General features: G+C 72.0%; 15 protein-coding genes and 1 pseudogene. 8 read left to right on the top strand and 8 right to left on the bottom strand.

Annotated features, from left to right (window positions below; genetic code table 11):
• Positions 1-52: 52 nt before the first annotated feature.
• The 5 genes from ACS5PV_RS11730 (at position 53) to ACS5PV_RS11710 (ending at position 5564) form a co-directional block, all read left to right on the top strand.
• Complete coding sequence (locus ACS5PV_RS11730; RefSeq protein ID WP_455395498.1) at positions 53-1114, top strand: zinc-binding metallopeptidase family protein; 1062 nt, start codon at positions 53-55, stop codon at positions 1112-1114.
• 161 nt (positions 1115-1275) lie between these two features.
• Complete coding sequence (locus tag ACS5PV_RS11725; RefSeq protein WP_455395497.1) at positions 1276-2271, top strand: fumarylacetoacetate hydrolase family protein; 996 nt, start codon at positions 1276-1278, stop codon at positions 2269-2271.
• 321 nt (positions 2272-2592) lie between these two features.
• Positions 2593-3849 (top strand): TadE/TadG family type IV pilus assembly protein, encoded by a 1257-nt coding sequence (locus tag ACS5PV_RS11720; RefSeq protein WP_455395496.1) that lies wholly within the window; start codon positions 2593-2595, stop codon positions 3847-3849.
• 85 nt (positions 3850-3934) lie between these two features.
• Positions 3935-4378 (top strand): VOC family protein, encoded by a 444-nt coding sequence (locus ACS5PV_RS11715; protein WP_455395495.1) that lies wholly within the window; start codon positions 3935-3937, stop codon positions 4376-4378.
• A 307-nt stretch (positions 4379-4685) separates the two neighbouring features.
• On the top strand, positions 4686-5564 hold the full coding sequence (locus ACS5PV_RS11710; RefSeq protein WP_455395494.1) for a GGDEF domain-containing protein: 879 nt from the start codon (positions 4686-4688) through the stop codon (positions 5562-5564).
• Between the two features lie 70 nt (positions 5565-5634).
• Here the strand turns inward: ACS5PV_RS11710 and ACS5PV_RS11705 are convergent, their stop codons facing one another.
• The 4 genes from ACS5PV_RS11705 to ACS5PV_RS11690 form a co-directional block, all read right to left on the bottom strand.
• Positions 5635-6396, bottom strand: coding sequence for an SDR family NAD(P)-dependent oxidoreductase (locus ACS5PV_RS11705; protein WP_455395493.1), 762 nt, complete (start codon positions 6394-6396; stop codon positions 5635-5637).
• 65 nt (positions 6397-6461) lie between these two features.
• The gene (locus ACS5PV_RS11700; RefSeq protein WP_048449164.1) at positions 6462-6908 is read right to left on the bottom strand and encodes a Crp/Fnr family transcriptional regulator; all 447 of its coding nucleotides are present in this window, start codon (positions 6906-6908) and stop codon (positions 6462-6464) included.
• Positions 6905-9976, bottom strand: coding sequence for an ABC transporter transmembrane domain-containing protein (locus ACS5PV_RS11695; protein ID WP_455395492.1), 3072 nt, complete (start codon positions 9974-9976; stop codon positions 6905-6907). Before ACS5PV_RS11695 ends, ACS5PV_RS11700 begins: the two co-directional genes overlap by 4 nt.
• A 106-nt stretch (positions 9977-10082) precedes the next feature.
• The gene (locus tag ACS5PV_RS11690; RefSeq protein ID WP_455395491.1) at positions 10083-10301 is read right to left on the bottom strand and encodes a hypothetical protein; all 219 of its coding nucleotides are present in this window, start codon (positions 10299-10301) and stop codon (positions 10083-10085) included.
• Positions 10302-10603: 302 nt separating this feature from the next.
• On the opposite strand from ACS5PV_RS11690, the gene ACS5PV_RS11685 reads away from it, so the two are divergent.
• Positions 10604-10798: a con-10 family general stress protein gene (locus ACS5PV_RS11685; RefSeq protein WP_048467100.1), complete on the top strand. Its 195-nt coding sequence runs from the start codon at positions 10604-10606 to the stop codon at positions 10796-10798.
• Between the two features lie 212 nt (positions 10799-11010).
• Here the strand turns inward: ACS5PV_RS11685 and ACS5PV_RS11680 are convergent, their stop codons facing one another.
• The 4 genes and pseudogenes from ACS5PV_RS11680 to ACS5PV_RS11665 form a co-directional block, all read right to left on the bottom strand.
• The gene (locus ACS5PV_RS11680) at positions 11011-11220 is read right to left on the bottom strand and encodes a hypothetical protein (protein ID WP_455395490.1); all 210 of its coding nucleotides are present in this window, start codon (positions 11218-11220) and stop codon (positions 11011-11013) included.
• A gap of 48 nt (positions 11221-11268) precedes the next feature.
• Positions 11269-11787 (bottom strand): hypothetical protein, encoded by a 519-nt coding sequence (locus tag ACS5PV_RS11675; RefSeq protein ID WP_455395489.1) that lies wholly within the window; start codon positions 11785-11787, stop codon positions 11269-11271.
• Between the two features lie 472 nt (positions 11788-12259).
• Positions 12260-13789, bottom strand: a complete 1530-nt coding sequence (locus ACS5PV_RS11670; protein ID WP_455395488.1) for an aldehyde dehydrogenase family protein — start codon at positions 13787-13789, stop codon at positions 12260-12262.
• Positions 13790-13802: 13 nt separating this feature from the next.
• A pseudogene (locus tag ACS5PV_RS11665) lies at positions 13803-14735 on the bottom strand (NAD(P)-dependent oxidoreductase); the annotation flags it as partial.
• 88 nt (positions 14736-14823) lie between these two features.
• Between ACS5PV_RS11665 and ACS5PV_RS11660 the strand changes: the two are divergent.
• Both ACS5PV_RS11660 and ACS5PV_RS11655 read left to right on the top strand, forming a co-directional pair.
• Entirely contained in the window at positions 14824-15738 is a 915-nt protein-coding gene (locus ACS5PV_RS11660) for a LysR family transcriptional regulator (RefSeq protein WP_455395487.1), read from the top strand.
• A gap of 194 nt (positions 15739-15932) precedes the next feature.
• Positions 15933-16490, top strand: a complete 558-nt coding sequence (locus ACS5PV_RS11655; protein ID WP_455395486.1) for a YbhB/YbcL family Raf kinase inhibitor-like protein — start codon at positions 15933-15935, stop codon at positions 16488-16490.
• Positions 16491-16622: the final 132 nt, after the last annotated feature.

Below are 16622 nucleotides of genomic sequence, written 5' to 3'. Positions count from 1 at the left end.
CACGTTCGTTGCACCGTGCGGCGGGCGCTTCCAGCGCCCGGGGGAGATTCCGATGAAGCTGTTCCAGTGCCAGTCCTGCGGCAACATCCTGTATTTCGAGAACAGGACCTGCCAGCGCTGCGGCCACCGCCTCGCCTACCTGCCGGAGACGCGTACGCTCTCGGCGCTGGAGCCCGCCGGAGGGGAGGACTGGACGCCGCTCGCCGCCCGCGACCGGCCGAGCCGGTTCTGCGCCAACGCGGTGCACGATGCCTGCAACTGGCTGGTGCCGCCGGGCTCAGGCGACGCGTTCTGCCTCGCCTGCCGCCACAACGGCACGATTCCCGATGTCTCGAACCAGCGCTACCTCTACGAGTGGCGCGAGATGGAGTTCGCCAAGCACCGCCTGTTCTACAGCCTGCTGCGCTGGAACCTGCCGCTGAGGACCCGGGCCGAGGATCCCGAGCACGGGCTGATCTTCCACTTCCTGGCCGACCCGCCGGAGAACCAGGGCCCGAAGGTGATGACCGGCCACGACAACGGCGTCATCACCATCGCCCTCGTCGAGGCCAACGACGCCGAGCGCGAGAAGCGCCGGCGCGAGATGGGCGAGCCCTACCGCACGCTGCTCGGGCACTTCCGCCACGAGGTCGGGCACCATTACTGGGACCTCCTGGTGCGCGACGCCGGCCGTCTCGACGCCTGCCGGGCGGTGTTCGGCGACGATTCGCAGGACTACAACGCGGCGCTCCAGCGCCACTACGAGCAGGGCACCCCGGCGAACTGGCAGGAGAACTACGTCTCGGCCTACGCCACCACCCATCCGTGGGAGGATTTCGCCGAGACCTGGGCGCATTACCTGCACATCGTCGACACGCTCGAGATGGCGAGCGCCTTCGGCATGCAGGTCCATCCGCTCCTCGACGCCGGCGGCGAGCTCGCCGCGCGGATCGACTTCGACCCCTACGAGGCGCAGAGCATCGAGCAGATCGTGGCCGCCTGGCTGCCCTTCGTCTTCGCGCTGAACAGCGTCAACCGGGCGATGGGCCAGGGCGACCTCTACCCCTTCGTGCTGGCGCCGCCGGTGATCGGCAAGCTCGGCTTCATCCACGGCCTCGTCCATGGGACGATCTGACGGGCGCGACCTGACGTAGGGCGCGCTTCCCCCGTCCCGGCCGTAGCGTCCACGGCCGGGGCGGTCCATGATGGGGCAACGCGCCCGACGAACCGGGCCGCCCGCCTGCCGTCCCGGCAGGCTCGAACGCCCGCACGAGCGGGCGACAGGAGGGACGCCGAATGAAGCTCGCCAGCCTCAAGCACGGCCGCGACGGCCGCCTCGTCGTGGTCTCGCGCGACCTGACCCGCGCCACCGACGCCTTCATCGTGGTGCCGACCCTGCAGCAGGCCCTCGACGACTGGGCGCGCTTCGCCCCGGCGCTCGACGCCCTGGCCGAGCAGCTCGAGCACGGCTCGGTGCCCTCGTTCCGCTTCCACGAGCACGATTGCGCCGCCCCCCTGCCGCGGGCCTATGCCCGCCGGCACGCCGCCGCCTGGCCGGGCTACCCGGCGCTCCTGCGCCAGGCCGCGGGCGCCGAGGCCCCGGCCGGCGAGGCGGGGGGCTTGCGCCACGCCGCCTCCGACGGCTTCCTCGGGCCGCGCGACCCGCTGACCCCCGACGATCCGGCCGCCTCCCTCGACCTCTCGGCCGGCCTCGCGGTGATCACCGGCGACCTTCCCCGCGGCGCCGACGCGGCGGCGGCCGGAGAGGCCATCCGGCTGGTGACGCTGGTGGCGGAGGTGATCCGCCACGACCGCCTGCGGCCGGACGGGCTCGACCTCGACGGGGCGGAGGCGCCGGCGCTCGCCGCCAGCCTCGCGCCGGTGGTGGTGACCCCCGACGAACTCGGGAACGCCTGGCGCGACGGCAGCCTGCACCGGCCGCTGCTCGTCAGTCGCAACGGCAAGGCCCTCGGCTGCCCCGAGGCCGGCGCCGATCTCGGCCGCAGCCTCGTCGCCCTGGTGGCGGAGGCGGCGCGCCATCGCGGCCTCGGCGCCGGCACTCTGGTTAGCGCCGGCCCGGTCTCGAACCGCGGCATCGACGGCGGCCCCGGCCGCCCCGCCGCCGAGGGCGGGGCCGGCTACGCCTGCCTCGCCGAGGCCCGCGCCGCCGAGGCCCTGAGCGGCGGCTGGGTTCGCACGCCGTACCTCGCCGCCGGCGACCGCCTGCGGGTCGAGATGAAGGATGCCGCCGGGCACTCGATCTTCGGGGCGATCGAGCACGACGTCGCCTGACGCAAGGGACGACCGACGCGGCGCGGGAGCACGTCCCCGGCCCGGCGGATGTCGGTCGGTCGAAGAAGATACAGAAAAATCAAAGCTCCGGAGCCCCATCCGACGGCAGCGTCATCGGATGGGGCTCCCGACAGCCGCGACGAGGAGCGGCGCGATCGACCAGTGGAAGATGCCTCGTTCGGGCGTTGACGGGCGAATGTGTTAGGACTTTTTTTCGGAATCGGCGCGCAGAACCGGATTGTATTGGCTCCGCGTGTCCAGGGAAACAACTATCGGTAGTGGTTGTTTCGGGCACAACCTGGATTATAGTCCGCCCCGACGATGCGTCTTTGCCCGGACCTCGCCCTGTGCCTCGCCCGCTTCCGGCGCTGCCGGAGCGGCACGGTCGGCATGCTGTTCGGCGTGCTGCTGCCGATCCTGGCGGTGGGGGCGGTCGGCGTCGCCGAACTCGCCGAGGTGATGCAGGCCAAGGCGAAGCTCCAGCGCAACGTCGACGCCGCGGCGATCCAGGGTGCGGGCGAGTTCGGCGTCGACCAGTCGGCGGCCACGACCGAGCGCACCCGCCTCTACGCCGACGCCATGGCCGAGGCCCTGCGCCTGCGCTGGACGGTCGCCTCGACCGCCACGGTCGAGGCCGCGTCGCGCACCGTGACGGTGCGCCAGACCGCCAACCGCGCCTCGTTCTTCGGCAGCCTGCTGCCGCCGGGCGGCTGGACCATCGCGGCGACCGCGACGGCGGTCCGCACCGCGCGAAAACCCCTCTGCGTGCTCGGCCTGCGCGGCGGCGGCCTGCTCGATCTCGGCCAGGACAGCATCGCGCTCCAGTCCAGCTCCGCGATCACCGCGAACGACTGCCTCGTCCAGAGCAACGCCAACCTGACCGCCGGCCCGGGCACCACCCTGTCGGCCGGCGAGGCGCGCGCCGTCGGCAGCGCTAACGGCCCGATCCGGCCGGCCGCGGTGACCGACGCGCCGTCGATGGCCGATCCGTTCGCGGCGATGCGGCTCGACGCGCCGTCGCTCCTGTGCGACTCGCTCGCGCTCAGCCTCGGCTCCGGGACGTTCTACCTCAATCCCGGCGTGCATTGCGGCGCCATCGCGCTCCTGGGCACGGCGAGCCTCGTCCTCGCTCCGGGCGAGCACTTCTTCGTCGGGCCCGGCCTCAGCGTCGGCGGGCAGTCGACGGTCACCGGCACCGACGTCGTGCTGGTCCTCAAGAACCTGCTCGCGGCGCAGGTCACCGGCGAGGCCGTGCTGAACCTCGAGGGCCGCAAGAGCGGGCCCTTCGCGGGCTTCGTGCTGATCGCGGACCGCAGCTACGTCGGCGACGTCGAGATCTCCACCACGAACGCGCGCAAGCTCGTCGGCACGATCTACCTGCCGAATGCCAGCCTCACGGTGAACGGCACCAACAACAAGGTCGCCGACCAGTCGCCCTGGACGGTGGTGGTGGCGCGCACGATCCGCACGCTGGGCAGCGCCAGCCTCGTCATCAACGCCGGCTACACCACCTCCGGCGTGCCGGTGCCGGCCGGGGTCGGCCCGGCGAGGGACCAGCCGGTCCGCCTAGCGCAGTGACGCTCCCCGCCGCTGTGCCGGTGCGGAACCTCCGGTGCGCGGCACGGATTTCTTCCTGTGCCGCACTGTTCATGGACGACCGACGATGCCGGAGACCGAGATCCTCCCCGAACTCGTGCCCGAGGTGCCGGAGACGGTCGTCCGTCCGGCGATCCACCTCGACCACTGCGTCATCCACGTCTCGGACTGGGAGCGCTCCACCGCCTTCTACCGCGACGTCCTCGGCGCCGAGGTGATCCCGGTCGGGCGCGGCTGCGCCTACCGCTTTGGCGGCGTGCAGCTGAACTGCCACGGCCCGGGCCAGATCGGCGAGCCGCGGGCGAAGGCGCCGGTGATGCCCGGCAACAGCGACCTGTGCTTTCGCTGGCACGGCCCGATCGAGGAGGCGATCGTCCATCTTGAGCGCCACGGCGTCCCGGTCGAACTCGGCCCGGTACCGCGCCACGGCGCGGTCGGCGAGGGCATCAGCGTCTATTTCCGCGATCCGGACGGATCGTTGATGGAGTTCATCACCTACCCGACGGCGTAGGGCCCGTCTCCGTCGGCCCGGCCGGGAGCGGGGCCCGCGCGCATCCGGCGTCGGCACCGCGTCTCCAGCGTCATCCCGAGGTTAGCTGGCAGGCTCACGCTGCGAAGGTGCTGCCTTCCGCAGTAGCAATTGTTCACTTTGTGACATTACGATCGTCTCTCGGGATGGACGCCGGCCACCGCGTCAGAGCATTTTCCGACGAAGTGGATACCGGGTCGTCGCAGAAAATGCGGCAAAATCAAAGACCTGGAGAGCATTACGATTGCACCGCGATCGTGAAGTGCTCCAGGCGCCGAGGTGATTCGTGATGTTCGTGGCGGTGTTCCTGTTGACCATCATCGGCGTCATCGCCCTCGTGTCCGCGTTCGCCCCAATCGCCAGAATGATGCCCCTGATCGGCTCGGGCCGGATGAGACAGGGCTGGATGGGTCTGAGCGCGCTGATCGTGGCCTTCGTCGTCGGCTACGCGTCGTTCCTCTGGCTCTGCGCCGCGACGGAGGTGGACGGGATACACCTGGTCGTATCGATGATCCTGGCGGCCGGAGGCGTGTTCGTGCTGGTCGTGGCGCATCTCAGCTACGCGACGGCGTTCGACATCAGGCGGCTGGCCGCGCTGGAACGCGACGTCATCCTGGATCCGCTGACCGGCATCTTCAACCGGCGCTACCTCGATGCCCGGCTGGTCGAGGAGGTCGCGCGGTCGCAGCGCAGCGGCTCGTCCCTGTCGGCCGTGATGATCGACATCGACCACTTCAAGTCGATCAACGACCGCTTCGGGCATCAGATCGGCGACGTGGTGATCAGGAAGACGGCCGAACTCGTCGTCCGCACGTGCCGGACCGACGATACGGTCGTCCGCTACGGCGGCGAGGAGCTCATGATTCTGGCACCGGGAATCGCGGCCCGCGAGGCGGAGGTGCTCGCCGAGAGCATCCGCACGGCCATCGCGCGTCTCCCGTCCCTGGTCGACGGCCACGCCGTTCCGGTGACGGTCAGCGCCGGGGTCGCGACCTGGAATCCAGGCGAGGTCGCCGCGTCGCTCGTGCAGCGGGCCGACAACGCGCTCTATCGAGCCAAGAGGCAGGGCCGCAACCGCGTCTGCCTCGCACCGCACCGTCCAGGCGACGCGCCGGCCGTGGACGTGGTCCGCGACCGCACGCCGTTGGCGAGCGCCCCGGCGGGGTGAGCGGACCGGGTGCCCGGGTGCAGGACGAGGGCGCCGGGCCATCCGCGAGAAGCCGCGAGGGCGGGTTCTGTCACAACCCCGACACCAGATGCCCGCCATCGACCGGCACCGTTGCCCCGGTCATCCAGCCCGAGGCATCGCCGGCGAGCAGCAGGAAGGCGCCGTCGAGGTCCTCGGGGCGGCCGAGACGACGCATCGGGATGCGCTTGAGCATCGCCTGGCCGGGCGGCGTCTCGAAGAACTCGCGGTTGATGTCGGTGCCGATGTAGCCCGGAGCCAGCGCGTTGACGCGAATGCCGTAGCGGGCCCATTCGAGGCCGAGCGCCTGGGTCATCTGCACCACGCCGGCCTTCGAGACCGTGTACGGGCCGACCCCGCCGGCGACCCGCAGGCCGAGGATCGACGCGACGTTGACGATCACCCCGCCGCGGCCGGCCTCGCGCCAGGCTCTCGCCGCGGTCGTCGACATCGCCCAGACCCCGCGCAGGTTGGTGTCGATCACCCGGTCGAAGGTCGCGAGGTCGACGTCGATCGCCGCCCCGCCCTCGGCGATGCCGGCATTGTTGACCACCACGTCCGGCAGGGCGTGCAGGCTCGCGAAGGCGGCGGCGATCGAGTCCGGATCGGCGACGTCCAGGGCGACGGCGCGGGCCTGCGGAGCGCCGGCCTCTCCCAGCTCGCGCACCAGGGTGTCGAGCTTCTCCCGGCGCCGCGCCGCCACCGTGACGGCGGCGCCGCACCGGGCGCAGAGCCGGGCGAAATGCTCGCCGAGCCCGCCGGAGGCGCCGGTGACGAGGACGTGGCGGCCCCTCAGGCCGGCGGCGAGATCCATGGCGTTTCCCCGGTCGGTCGCGGGCGCGCCTCTTTTCCGGGCACGCCTCGTCGGTGGCGTGTCGTTCAGCCGGTCCGCATCTGGGCGAGCTGCTGGTTCGTCATTTCGAGGCGGTGGGCGAGCTCGCGCATCACCGCGATGGCGATCTGCGGGAACTGGCTCAGCAGTTCGAGGAACACCCGCCGGTCGATGCGCAAAGCCGTCGTCGGTACCACCGCGGTCACGGTGGCGGAGCGCGGCTGGTCGGCCAGGATGCCCATCTCGCCGACGAGGGCGTTGGCGCCGAGCAGCGCCAGGCGGATCGGCCCCTGCGGCCCGTCGAGCGTGACGGCAGCCTCGCCCTCCAGGATCAGGTAGGCGGCGTCGGCCGCGTCGCCCCGGTCGAAGAAGCGCTGTCCGTCGGCGAAATGCACCCGCTCGCTGGTGAAGGCGAGCAGCTTCAGGCGGGCCGGATCCACCTCGCGGAACATCGGCACTTGGCGCAGCGACTGCACCTCGGTCTCAAGCGTCATGCCTTCACATCCTGCTCGACGCGCGCCGGCTCCGGCCCCGTCTCGTCCTCGGCGCGTGCGGAGACTGCCGCAGCCGGCGCCGCAACGCCAGCCCCCGCCGGCGCGTCTGCGGGGGATGCCGCCGCACCAGGCGTCTCCGGCCCCTGGATCTGCGTGCCGGCGGCCCGCAGCACCAGGGCGAACCGGTCGGCGACGCGGTCGTTCGGCAGCACCACCACGAGGCTGTTCTCGCGGCCGTACCGCTCCAGCAGCAAACCGAGCACCGTGCGGGCGCGGTTCTCGCCCATCGGCGACAGAGCGCCGTCGAGGACGAGGAGGTCGGGCCGGCGCACCAGGGCGCGCACCAAGCTCACCACCGCCCTCTGCACGCTCGACAGGAAGCGCCCCTCGGGGCCGACCTGGTGGTCGAGCCCGACCCGGGTGATGGCGGGGGCGAGCTGCATCTCCTGCACGAGGGCGGTGCCGGTCGCCGTGACCGTCTCGACGGCGTCGGCGACCGACTGGTTGATGCGGCCGAACAGCAGGTTGTCGCGCAAAGGAGCCGCGGCGCAGACCTGGTCGGGATCGTAGAAGTCGACGCCCCCCATCCCGGCCTCATCGAGGGCGGCACGTAGCTCGCCCCGCGCCTCGACCAGCCGATCGCGAAAAGCGTCGTCGATCAGGCCGAGGCGGTGGCGGGGCTCGATATAGGCGAGCGGCAGGGCGATGAGCCGGGTCGCGTCGGCCGAGCCGTAGCGGCCGAGCCCGATCCAGCGCCGCCGGATCCGGTTGAGCGCGCCGCCGCCGTGGCGCTCGGCGGAGGCCTCGGTGGCGGTGCGGCGGGCGAGGATCGCCTCGAATTCCGGCAGCTCGTCGGCGGAGAGGAACGAGAACTGCTCGAACAGCGGGTGCCCGCTCGGCAGGCCGCGGAAGATCTCCAGCATCGTGGCGGCGATCCGCTCGCCCATGGTGACGAGGTCGTCGGCGAGCCCGGTGCGGTCGAGGACGAGGCGCACCACCGCGTGCTCGGCGAGCGCCCGGCCGGTCAGCGCCGTGGTGGTCGGCACGCCGAACAGCAGGTTCTCGGCCACCGTAGCCTGGCGGTTGTAGCGGGCAGGGTCGAACGGCTCGACGAGGTGGGCGTGGCCCTCCGCCGCCAGGCGCTCGCGAAAGGCGATCCGGGCCTCGATCAGCCGGGCGGCGAGGTCCGGATGGCGGTCCGGGTCGACCTGCCCGAGGAGGCCGAAGCGGTAGACCTCCTCGCCCATGCCGATGCGGGTGAGCCAGTCAAGGATCAGGGCGTCGAGGGCGGCGGCATCCGCGACGCCGGCCTGGGCGTAGTCGATCCAGTCGGCCGGGAACGGCTCGATCGGGTTGCCGGTGCGGCGGGCCTCGGCGAGCACCTTGGCGTCGGTGGCACCGGTCCCGGGCGGGCGGCGGTTGAGGCCGTAGACGATGTTGTCGCGCAAGGAGCCCGGGAACAGGATCGGGTCGACCCCCGCATAGGCGATGCGCCGCGTGAGCGCCGCGCCGGACCATTCCGCGAGGTCGTGGTCGTTGAGCGTGATCCGTCCCGAGGTCGGCACCGTGCGCCGGGCGAGCACCCGGGCGAAGGTCGAGGCGGCGGGACCGCCGTCGCTGACGATGCCGACGAGCGCCGGCAGGGGCAAGGAGAGGGAGACGTTGGCGAGCACCGGCCCGTGCGGCTCCTGGACGCCGACGCCCTCGGCGGCGAGCCGCCCGCACAGCGAGTCGTCGCGGCCGGGCGCGTCGACCCCCAGCAGCCGCTCGGGCAGGAATTGCTGGAGCACCTGCTCGTACTTCACCTGCACGTCGAGGCGCTGCTGATCCCAGTCGATCAGTTCCTTCAGCGGCGGCGGCAGGTCGCGATAGGCGGCGATCACCGCCACCAGCTGGCCGATGCTGAGCTGCCCTTTCAGGGCGAAGTAGCCGCCGATGCAGTAGAACAGGAACGGCGTCATCTGCGCGAGCAGGTTGTTCAGGAACTTGACCATGAACTTGCGCCGGTAGATGCGCAGGCGCAGGTCGAACAGCCCGCCGAGCCGGTGGCCGATCTCGGCCCGCTCCCAGGCCTCGGCCCCGTTGGAATGCACCGCCGCGATGCCGTCCACCACCTCGCCGACCCGGCCGGCGAGGCGGCGCGAGGCGAGCTGGCGCTGGCGCCCGAGGCGCAGAAGCTCGCGCCGCAGGCGGGGAATCACCACGAACTGCACGCCAACGACGCCGGCGGCCAACAGCCCGAGCCAGACGTTCTGGAGCAGGATGAACGCCATCGCGGTGGCGGCCTGGGTGCCGAGGAAGGCCGGCAGGATGTAGGCGTCGCCGATGAAGCCGCCGATCGGCTCGACCTCGTCGCGGATGATGGTGGCGACCTCGGACGCCTTGGTGTGGCGCAGCGCATCGGGCGAGAAGCGCATGATCAGCGAGAACAGCTGGAAGCGCAGGCGCCGCAGCATGCGCTCGCCGAGCGCCCCCTTGGCCACGTTGATCCAGTACTTGAAGGCGCCGTTGATCAGCACAAGCAGCAGGAACATCGACGAGAGGCCGAACAGCAGCTCGAACCGGTCGACGTCGAAGCCGGAGAACAGCGCGATGTCGTGGCCGAACCAGTCCGGCATCTGGAGGCGCAGGACCAGGAACTTGGCGGTCTCGTTGCCCTTCTCGAAGGCGTGGCCCTGGATCGCCTCGTTGACGATGCGCCGCGGCAGGTCGAGGGAGGCGAAGTAGAGCGGCAGCGAGGACAGAACGACGGCGCAGATCAGGATCTGGTCGCGCTTCGAGTGGCGCCAGATGTAGCGGAACAGGCTGCGGTCGAGGCCGCCCGAGGCGTCGGCGGCCTCCGGATCGTTGCCGCCCGGGGCGGCGGCCAAGCCTGCCTGGGCCAAGCCTGCCTGGGGCGATTCTGCCTGGGGCGATGCTGCCTGGACCGAGGCCGCCTGACCCCGCGGCCGGTCCCGCCCCTCCCCCCGCGCGTCGGCGCGGTCCGCGCGCTCGTCGGCCGGGCCCCCGCCCGCCGCCGGAGCGATGCCGCCGCCCGTCCGCTCCGCCGCTTCCGCCCCGCCGCTCATGCCGGTCCGCCGTCCCGGATCCCGCCCGGATCCTGTCTGCCTGTGTAGAGGGCCGGAGCGGGACTGGAAACCGTCGCTGCGTCAGTGCCCGCCGGGCGAATCCGGCCTAATCCCGCCGGGGATATTCCTTGCGGGTGGTCAGGCCGCCGATCGGCTCGTCGCCGAACTGGCGGTTGGGCTGGGGCGAGTCGCCCGGCTCCTCGGTGGTGGTCGGGCGCGGGCTGCCCTCCTCGGCCGGCATCGGCGGCGGAGCGGCGCGGTTCGGAGCCGGCGCGGTCTCGGGGTGGGCGGCGGCCTCGGGGCTCACCATGGTCTTGTTGGTCATCGGCTGCTCCGGGAGCGTGCGAATGCGGCGGGCGGCCGCAGGCCGCTCCACCGCGCAGTCCGGGGCGAACGCCGGCATGCCCGCCCGGTTCCGCCCCGCGACGCCGCTCGCGGGCAGGTCTCGCCGCGGAGGCGCGGTGTTAGCGCAAGTCACCGGCGCAAACCGAGAACTGGCGCCCCCGCGCAGGCCTTGCCTGTACTGCCCCGATTCGGGACCATCTCTGCACCGGCCCGCATGCGTGGCAGGAACCATCATTTCCGCTGAAGGTTGTCCGGACTGAGAACACGGCCAAGGAGGCAATCATGGCTACCGGAAATTCGACCTCGAAGCGCGGCTTCGCGTCCATGGATCTGGAGCGGCAGCGCGAGATCGCCAGCAAGGGCGGCCGCAGCGTGCCGGCCGAGAAGCGGTCCTTCTCGCAGGATCGCGAGCTGGCCTCGTCGGCCGGCCGCAAGGGCGGGCAGGCCTCGGGCAGCGGCCGCACCACCGACGAGTGATCGGATCCAGGCCGGCGGCGGGAACGCCCGGCCGGACCGTGCCGCGGGCGTGAGGCTTCGCGGACAGGTTGAGACCCACTCTCATGCGCCGGAGGGAGACCATCTCGCCTCCGGCGCATCAGCATGGGCCGTCACGACGGTCGCGAGGCACGACGAAGCACCCCGGGCGCGGCGGCGCCCGGGGTGCTTCGCGTTTGGTGCGGGGGATCGCGTCAGGCCGCGAGCGGCCGCGCCGTGACGACGAGGTTGCGCCGCGCCAGATGCAGGCAGACCACGTCGTCGACGGGCCGCACAGCCATGACGCCGGCGAGCAGGCTGGCGAGGCGGTCGGCATCCGGCTCGACGTGATGGCCGTCGCGATGGATCCGCTCCGGGGCCGGCGGCTGAGGCGAGGGCACCTCGTATTCGCGCAGGTCGATCATGGTTGGCGTCCGTTGGCTTTTCTTCGATAAAATCCCGTGCGGCGCGTTTCAGAGCGTCGCGACCGGGATGTGGGGGAGACTGGCCGGCACGGCGTCGCCGGCATCCGCCAGGCAGCGGCTCGGCAACAGGCGGCGGGCCTCGTGGCCGGCGAGCCCGCTGATCGCGCCCTCGCAGCCCTCGGGCATCCGCCGCACCGCCTGGCCCGTGGGGACCGGATCGCGCTGCGCCACCGGGGCACCGGCGCGCTCGCGCACCGTCACGTGAGGGATCGCGGTGTCGCGGGCGACCAGCGTCGTGTTGCGGGTCGAGTCGGCCTGGTAGACCACGTCGCCGGCGGCGTTGCGCAGGGTGACCTTGGCGGCGCCGAGCCCGGTGATCTCGACCGCCACCGGAACCTGCGCTTTCGCGGCCGGCCGGACCGGCGCGAGGCGGTCGCCCTTGATCGCGGCCTGCTCGACGGCCGGGCGGGCGACCGCACCGACGGAATGCTCGATCAGCGGCTGCCCGACCAGGGCGAGGAACGCGGCCGGAACCGTAATGCCGAGGAAGAAGTGCGGGCGGAGCATACGCGTGGCCCTCGCGGCGAAGCTTGAGAATGCTTCCTTAACGCGGACCCTCGCCAAGTAGTTCCCACGACGGTGCCGGCGCGGGACAGTTCATGGTGCGAATGCGAGGGAACCCGTCAACCCCTCGTTAACCGACGGGCGAGGCGCCAGCGTGGCTATAGGGCGCGGCAATTCCGCCACAGGCAACGAAAAAGAGCTGGTGCGTGCGGCTGCGCGGAACCAATCGGTGAGGATTCCCGTTGATGTTGCAACCCGGCCACCTGGTCCTCCCCGCATTCCCCTTGTGCATTGGCCGGAAACTCTTCCAACGGGCCGGATCCTGATCCGGCCCGTTCTTTCGTATTGGGGCCGGATCCTCGACAACCGCGAAGTCTAGCGAAGGTTCGCGCACCGCGGACGGTGGCGCCCCGCCACGATGGTCGGCGCATCGAGAGCCGGGTGATCGGGGCCGCGTCCGCACCGGATGGATCGTTCAGGCGCCGACGCCGGGGGCGTAGCCGAACGAGGCGGCGGGCGCGGCGGCGGTCTCGACCCAGACGCTCTTGACCTGGGTGTATTCGTGCAGGGCCTCGATCCCGCTGGAGCGCCCGTAGCCGCTGCGCCCGGAACCGCCGAACGGCGAGGCGACGTGGATGGTCTTGTAGGCGTTGATCCAGAACGTGCCGGCCCGCACGAGCGCCGCGACCCGGTGGGCGCGGCCGACGTCGCGGGTCCAGACCGCGCCGGCGAGGCCGAACTCGGAATCGTTGGCGATCGCGACCGCCTCGGCTTCCGTGTCGAACGGGATCACCGTCACCACCGGCCCGAAGATCTCGGTGCGGGCGCAGTCCATCGTGTTGTCGGCCTGCGCCAGGATGGTCGGGCGCACGTAGTAGCCGCCCTCCTGCGCGGTGCCGTCGCTGCCGGCGGCGAGGGTTGCGCCTTGCGCGAGGCCGCCGCGGATCATCGCCATGACGTGCCGGTACTGGGCGGCGTTGTTGATCGGCCCGATCTCGGTCTGCGGGTCGAGGGGATCGCCGACGCGGATGCGGTTCGCGCCGTCCGCCAGCATCGCGACGAAGCGGTCGTAGACCGGACGCTCGACGAGGAGCCGCGAGCCGGCGACGCAGGACTGGCCGGCCCCGGCGAAGATCGCGGCCTGCGCGCCGAGGCACGCCCGCTCCAGGTCGGCATCGGCGAACACGATGTTGGCCGACTTGCCGCCGAGCTCGAGCACGCAGGGCTTGAGGTGGCGGGCGGCGCTTTCCGCGATCTTCGCGCCGGTCGCCGGCGAGCCGACGAAGACCACCTTCGCCACCGCCTTTTCGGCCAGAGCCGCCTGCCCGGTGGTGTGGCCGTAGCCGGCGAGCACGTTGACGACGCCCGGAGGGAGTCCGGCCCGCTCTGCGAGCGCCGCCACGGCGAGCGAGGTCAGGGGGGTGAGCTCGGAGGGCTTGAGCAGCACCGCGTTGCCGGCGGCGAGCGCCGGGGCGAGCTGCCAGCCGCAGGTGAAGACCGGGGCGTTCCAGGGCGTGATCTGCAACACGACGCCGACCGGCTCGCGGCGGGTGTAGTTGAGGTGACTGGTCGGGACCGGGATCACCTCGCCGTGCAGCTTGTCGGCCCAGCCGGCGTAGTACTCGAACATCTCCGCGACCTTGGTCGCCTCGACGCGGCAATCGCGGATCGGCTTGCCGGCATTCAGCGCCTCGAGGCGGGCGAGCGGCTCGATCTCGGCCCGGATCGTGCGGGCGATCTCCTGCATCACCCGGCCGCGGGCCGCCCCCGTCAGCGCGGCCCAGCGCGCCTGGCCGGCTTGCGCCGCCCGGGCGGCCTGCGCCACCACGTCCGGCCCGGCATCCGGGTACTCGGCGAGGGCGAGCCCGGTCGAGGGATCGACGAGGTGCACCGGCTCGCCGGTGCCGGGGACGAGGCGGCCATCGACCCAGGAACCTATGGTGGTCGTCCCAGGGAAGAACGGGCGCAGGAGGGCGGCGAGCGCCTGCGGGCGGGTCTCGGTCATGCGGGTCTCCCGGTCAGTCGAGCTGGAGCTTGACGATGGCGTTGAAGTCGGCGTCGTCCGGGATCCCGGCGCTCTCGCGCCACAGCCGGGCGGCCTCGCCCGCGAGCGGCAGGTCGAGGCGAAGCGCGCCGATCAGGCCTTCGGCGAGGCGCACGTCCTTGCGCATCAGCTTCATGGTGAAGCCGGAATCGAAGGCGCCGTTGAGCACCCAGGTGGGGAAGTTCACCTGCGTCACGCCGCTGCGGCCCGACCCCGCGTTGATCCCGGCGAGCAGGCGCTCGGGATCAACGCCGGCCTCCCTCGCCATCCGCACCGCTTCCGCCGCGGTGATGAGGTGGGCGGCGCAGAGCAAGTTGTTGGCGAGCTTGGTGACGTGGCCGGCCCCGACATCGCCGACATGGACCCGCGTCGCGCTCATGGCGGCGAGCACCGGCTCGGCCCGCTCGACGGCGCGGTCGCTGCCGCCGATCACCATCGTGAGCGTCGCGGCGTGCGCACCCTTCGGCCCACCGCTGACCGGCGCGTCGATCAGGTCGATGCCGGCCGGCTCCAGGGCGTTCGCGATGCGCCGGGTGACGGCCGGATCCGAGGTCGAGGTGTCGATGACGAGCAGGCCGGCTTGCGCCCCGTGCCGCGGCCCGTCGGGCCCGAGCAGCACCGCCTCCACCACCTCGGGCGTCGGCAGCGACAGCACCACCGCGTCGCAGGCCTGCCACAGCGCGGAGGCCCCCGCGACGATCGCGATACCGTCCGCCGCTGACGCCTCGCGCGCGGCGGGGGCGGGGTCGTAGCCCATCACGGCAAAGCCTCGCCGCCGCAGCGAGAGGGCCATGCCCCGGCCCATGTTGCCGAGCCCGATGACGCCGATCGTCCGCATGTCCGAAGTTCCCCGGAGGCGACGCCGGGATCCGTGCCGCGGCGTCTTCTGGGAACGGGAGAGTGGGGCAGACCGGCGTTGAGCGGAATGGCGCTGGCCGGTATTTTACGTTGCCTTGCCGGCAACGCAGCCGGCGCCGCGCGGGAGGGGGGAACCGATGCACAGCCTCGACGAGCGTTGCCTGCGCTACCTGGCGGAGGCGGTCGGCTGCGGCTCGGTCCGCGCGGCGGCCGACAAGCTCGACGTCAACGCCTCGGCGGTGAGCCGCCAGATCGCCCAGATGGAGGGGCAGCTCGCCACGCCACTGATCGAGCGCCATCACCGCGGCGTGCGGGCGACTCCGGCCGGCTCGCTCCTCCTTGACTACTACCGGCGCCAGGCCTCCGACCGGGAGGACGTCCTGGCCAAGCTCGCCGCGCTGAAGGGCCTGCGCCGCGGCCACATCGACGTGGTACTCGGCGAGGGCTTCATCGGCGACCTGATGTCGGGCCTGCTCCAGGGCTTCTGGGCCCGCCACCCCGACCTGACCATGACCCTCGACCTCGCGGCGACCAACGACGCGGTGCGCCGCGTCGTCGAGGACGAGGCGCATCTCGGCCTCGTCTACAACCCGCCGCCCGAGCCGCGCCTGCGCACCCACCTGGCGATGCCCCACCCGATCCGGGTGCTGGTGCGGCACGACCACCCGCTCGCCGGCCATTCCGGCCCGGTCCGCCTCGCCGACCTCGCCGGTCACCGCCTCGGCACGATGCACCCGGCCTACGGCATCCGGCAGATCATCGCGGCCGCCGAGCGGGCGGAGGGGGCGCGGCTCGAACCGGCGCTCATCACCGGCTCGATCGGCGTGCTCAAGCAGTTCGTCGCGTCGGGCGCCGGCGTGACGCTGCTGCCGGCCTTCTGCGCCGCGCAGGAGGTGGCCGAGGGAACCCTGGCCGCCCTGCCGCTGGCCGATCCCGGCCTCACCGCCGTCGAGGCCCGGATCGTCACGCGGCTGGGCCGCCAGCTCCCGCCCGCGGCGGCCGGGCTCCTCCAACACCTCGCCCGCGGGATGGCGGGGGAAGCGAAGGGCTGAAGGCCCGCAACCGCTGCCGGGGGCGCCTTTGACGCAAGCCCCCGCCCCGCCGGGATGCGTGCAGCGCATCATTTCTCGCTGCGTTGCGAAGAATGCGCGTTTCGGCACAAAGATTGAGCGGAATCCGACTAATGGTGCCGGGCGAATCTCCCTAGGCTCAAGACTGTTCAAGTCTCAATGCGGGGAGAGTTCGCATGAAGAAAATATATCTCGGCATCGTACTGCCGCTCTCGATCATCTTTTCCGGTCCGGCCATGGCCGAGTCGTTCAAGCTGACCAGCTCGGACATCGCCCCCGGCAAGTTCATGGGCCAGGCCCAGGAATTCGAGGGCTTCGGCTGCAAGGGCGGCAACCGCTCGCCGCAGCTGTCCTGGAGCGGCGCGCCGGAGAAGACGGAGGCCTTCGCCGTCCTCGTGCACGATCCCGATGCCCCGACCGGGAGCGGCTGGTGGCATTGGCAGCTCGTGAACATCCCCAAGACCGTCACCAGCCTCGCGGCCGGCGCCGGCGACGCGAGCAAGAACCTCCTGCCGCCCGGCAGCGTCAGCATCCGGAACGATTACGGCGTCGCCGGCTTCGGCGGGGCCTGCCCGCCCAAGGGGCACGGCGTCCACCGCTACCAGTTCACCGTGCACGCGCTATCGAAGAAGCTCGACCTGCCCGACGGCGCGTCCGGCGCCCTGACCGGCTACATGGTGCGGGCGAACTCGCTCGGGTCGAGCACGATCGAGGCGCTCTACAAGCGCGACTGACCGGAGCCGGAGCGGCGCCTGCCGCTCCGGCGCCTTGAGGGCGCCGGCCGCTCTCCCGCGACGCCCCGCCCCCCCCGCGAGGACCGGGCCGTCGATCGATCAGAACAATGCAGAACCGGGAGGGAGCGATGA

It is taken from the genome of Methylobacterium sp. Gmos1 (genome assembly GCF_053764715.1).
Note: the sequence above shows the minus strand (reverse complement) of the source record. Positions and strands in the feature narration are given on the sequence as shown.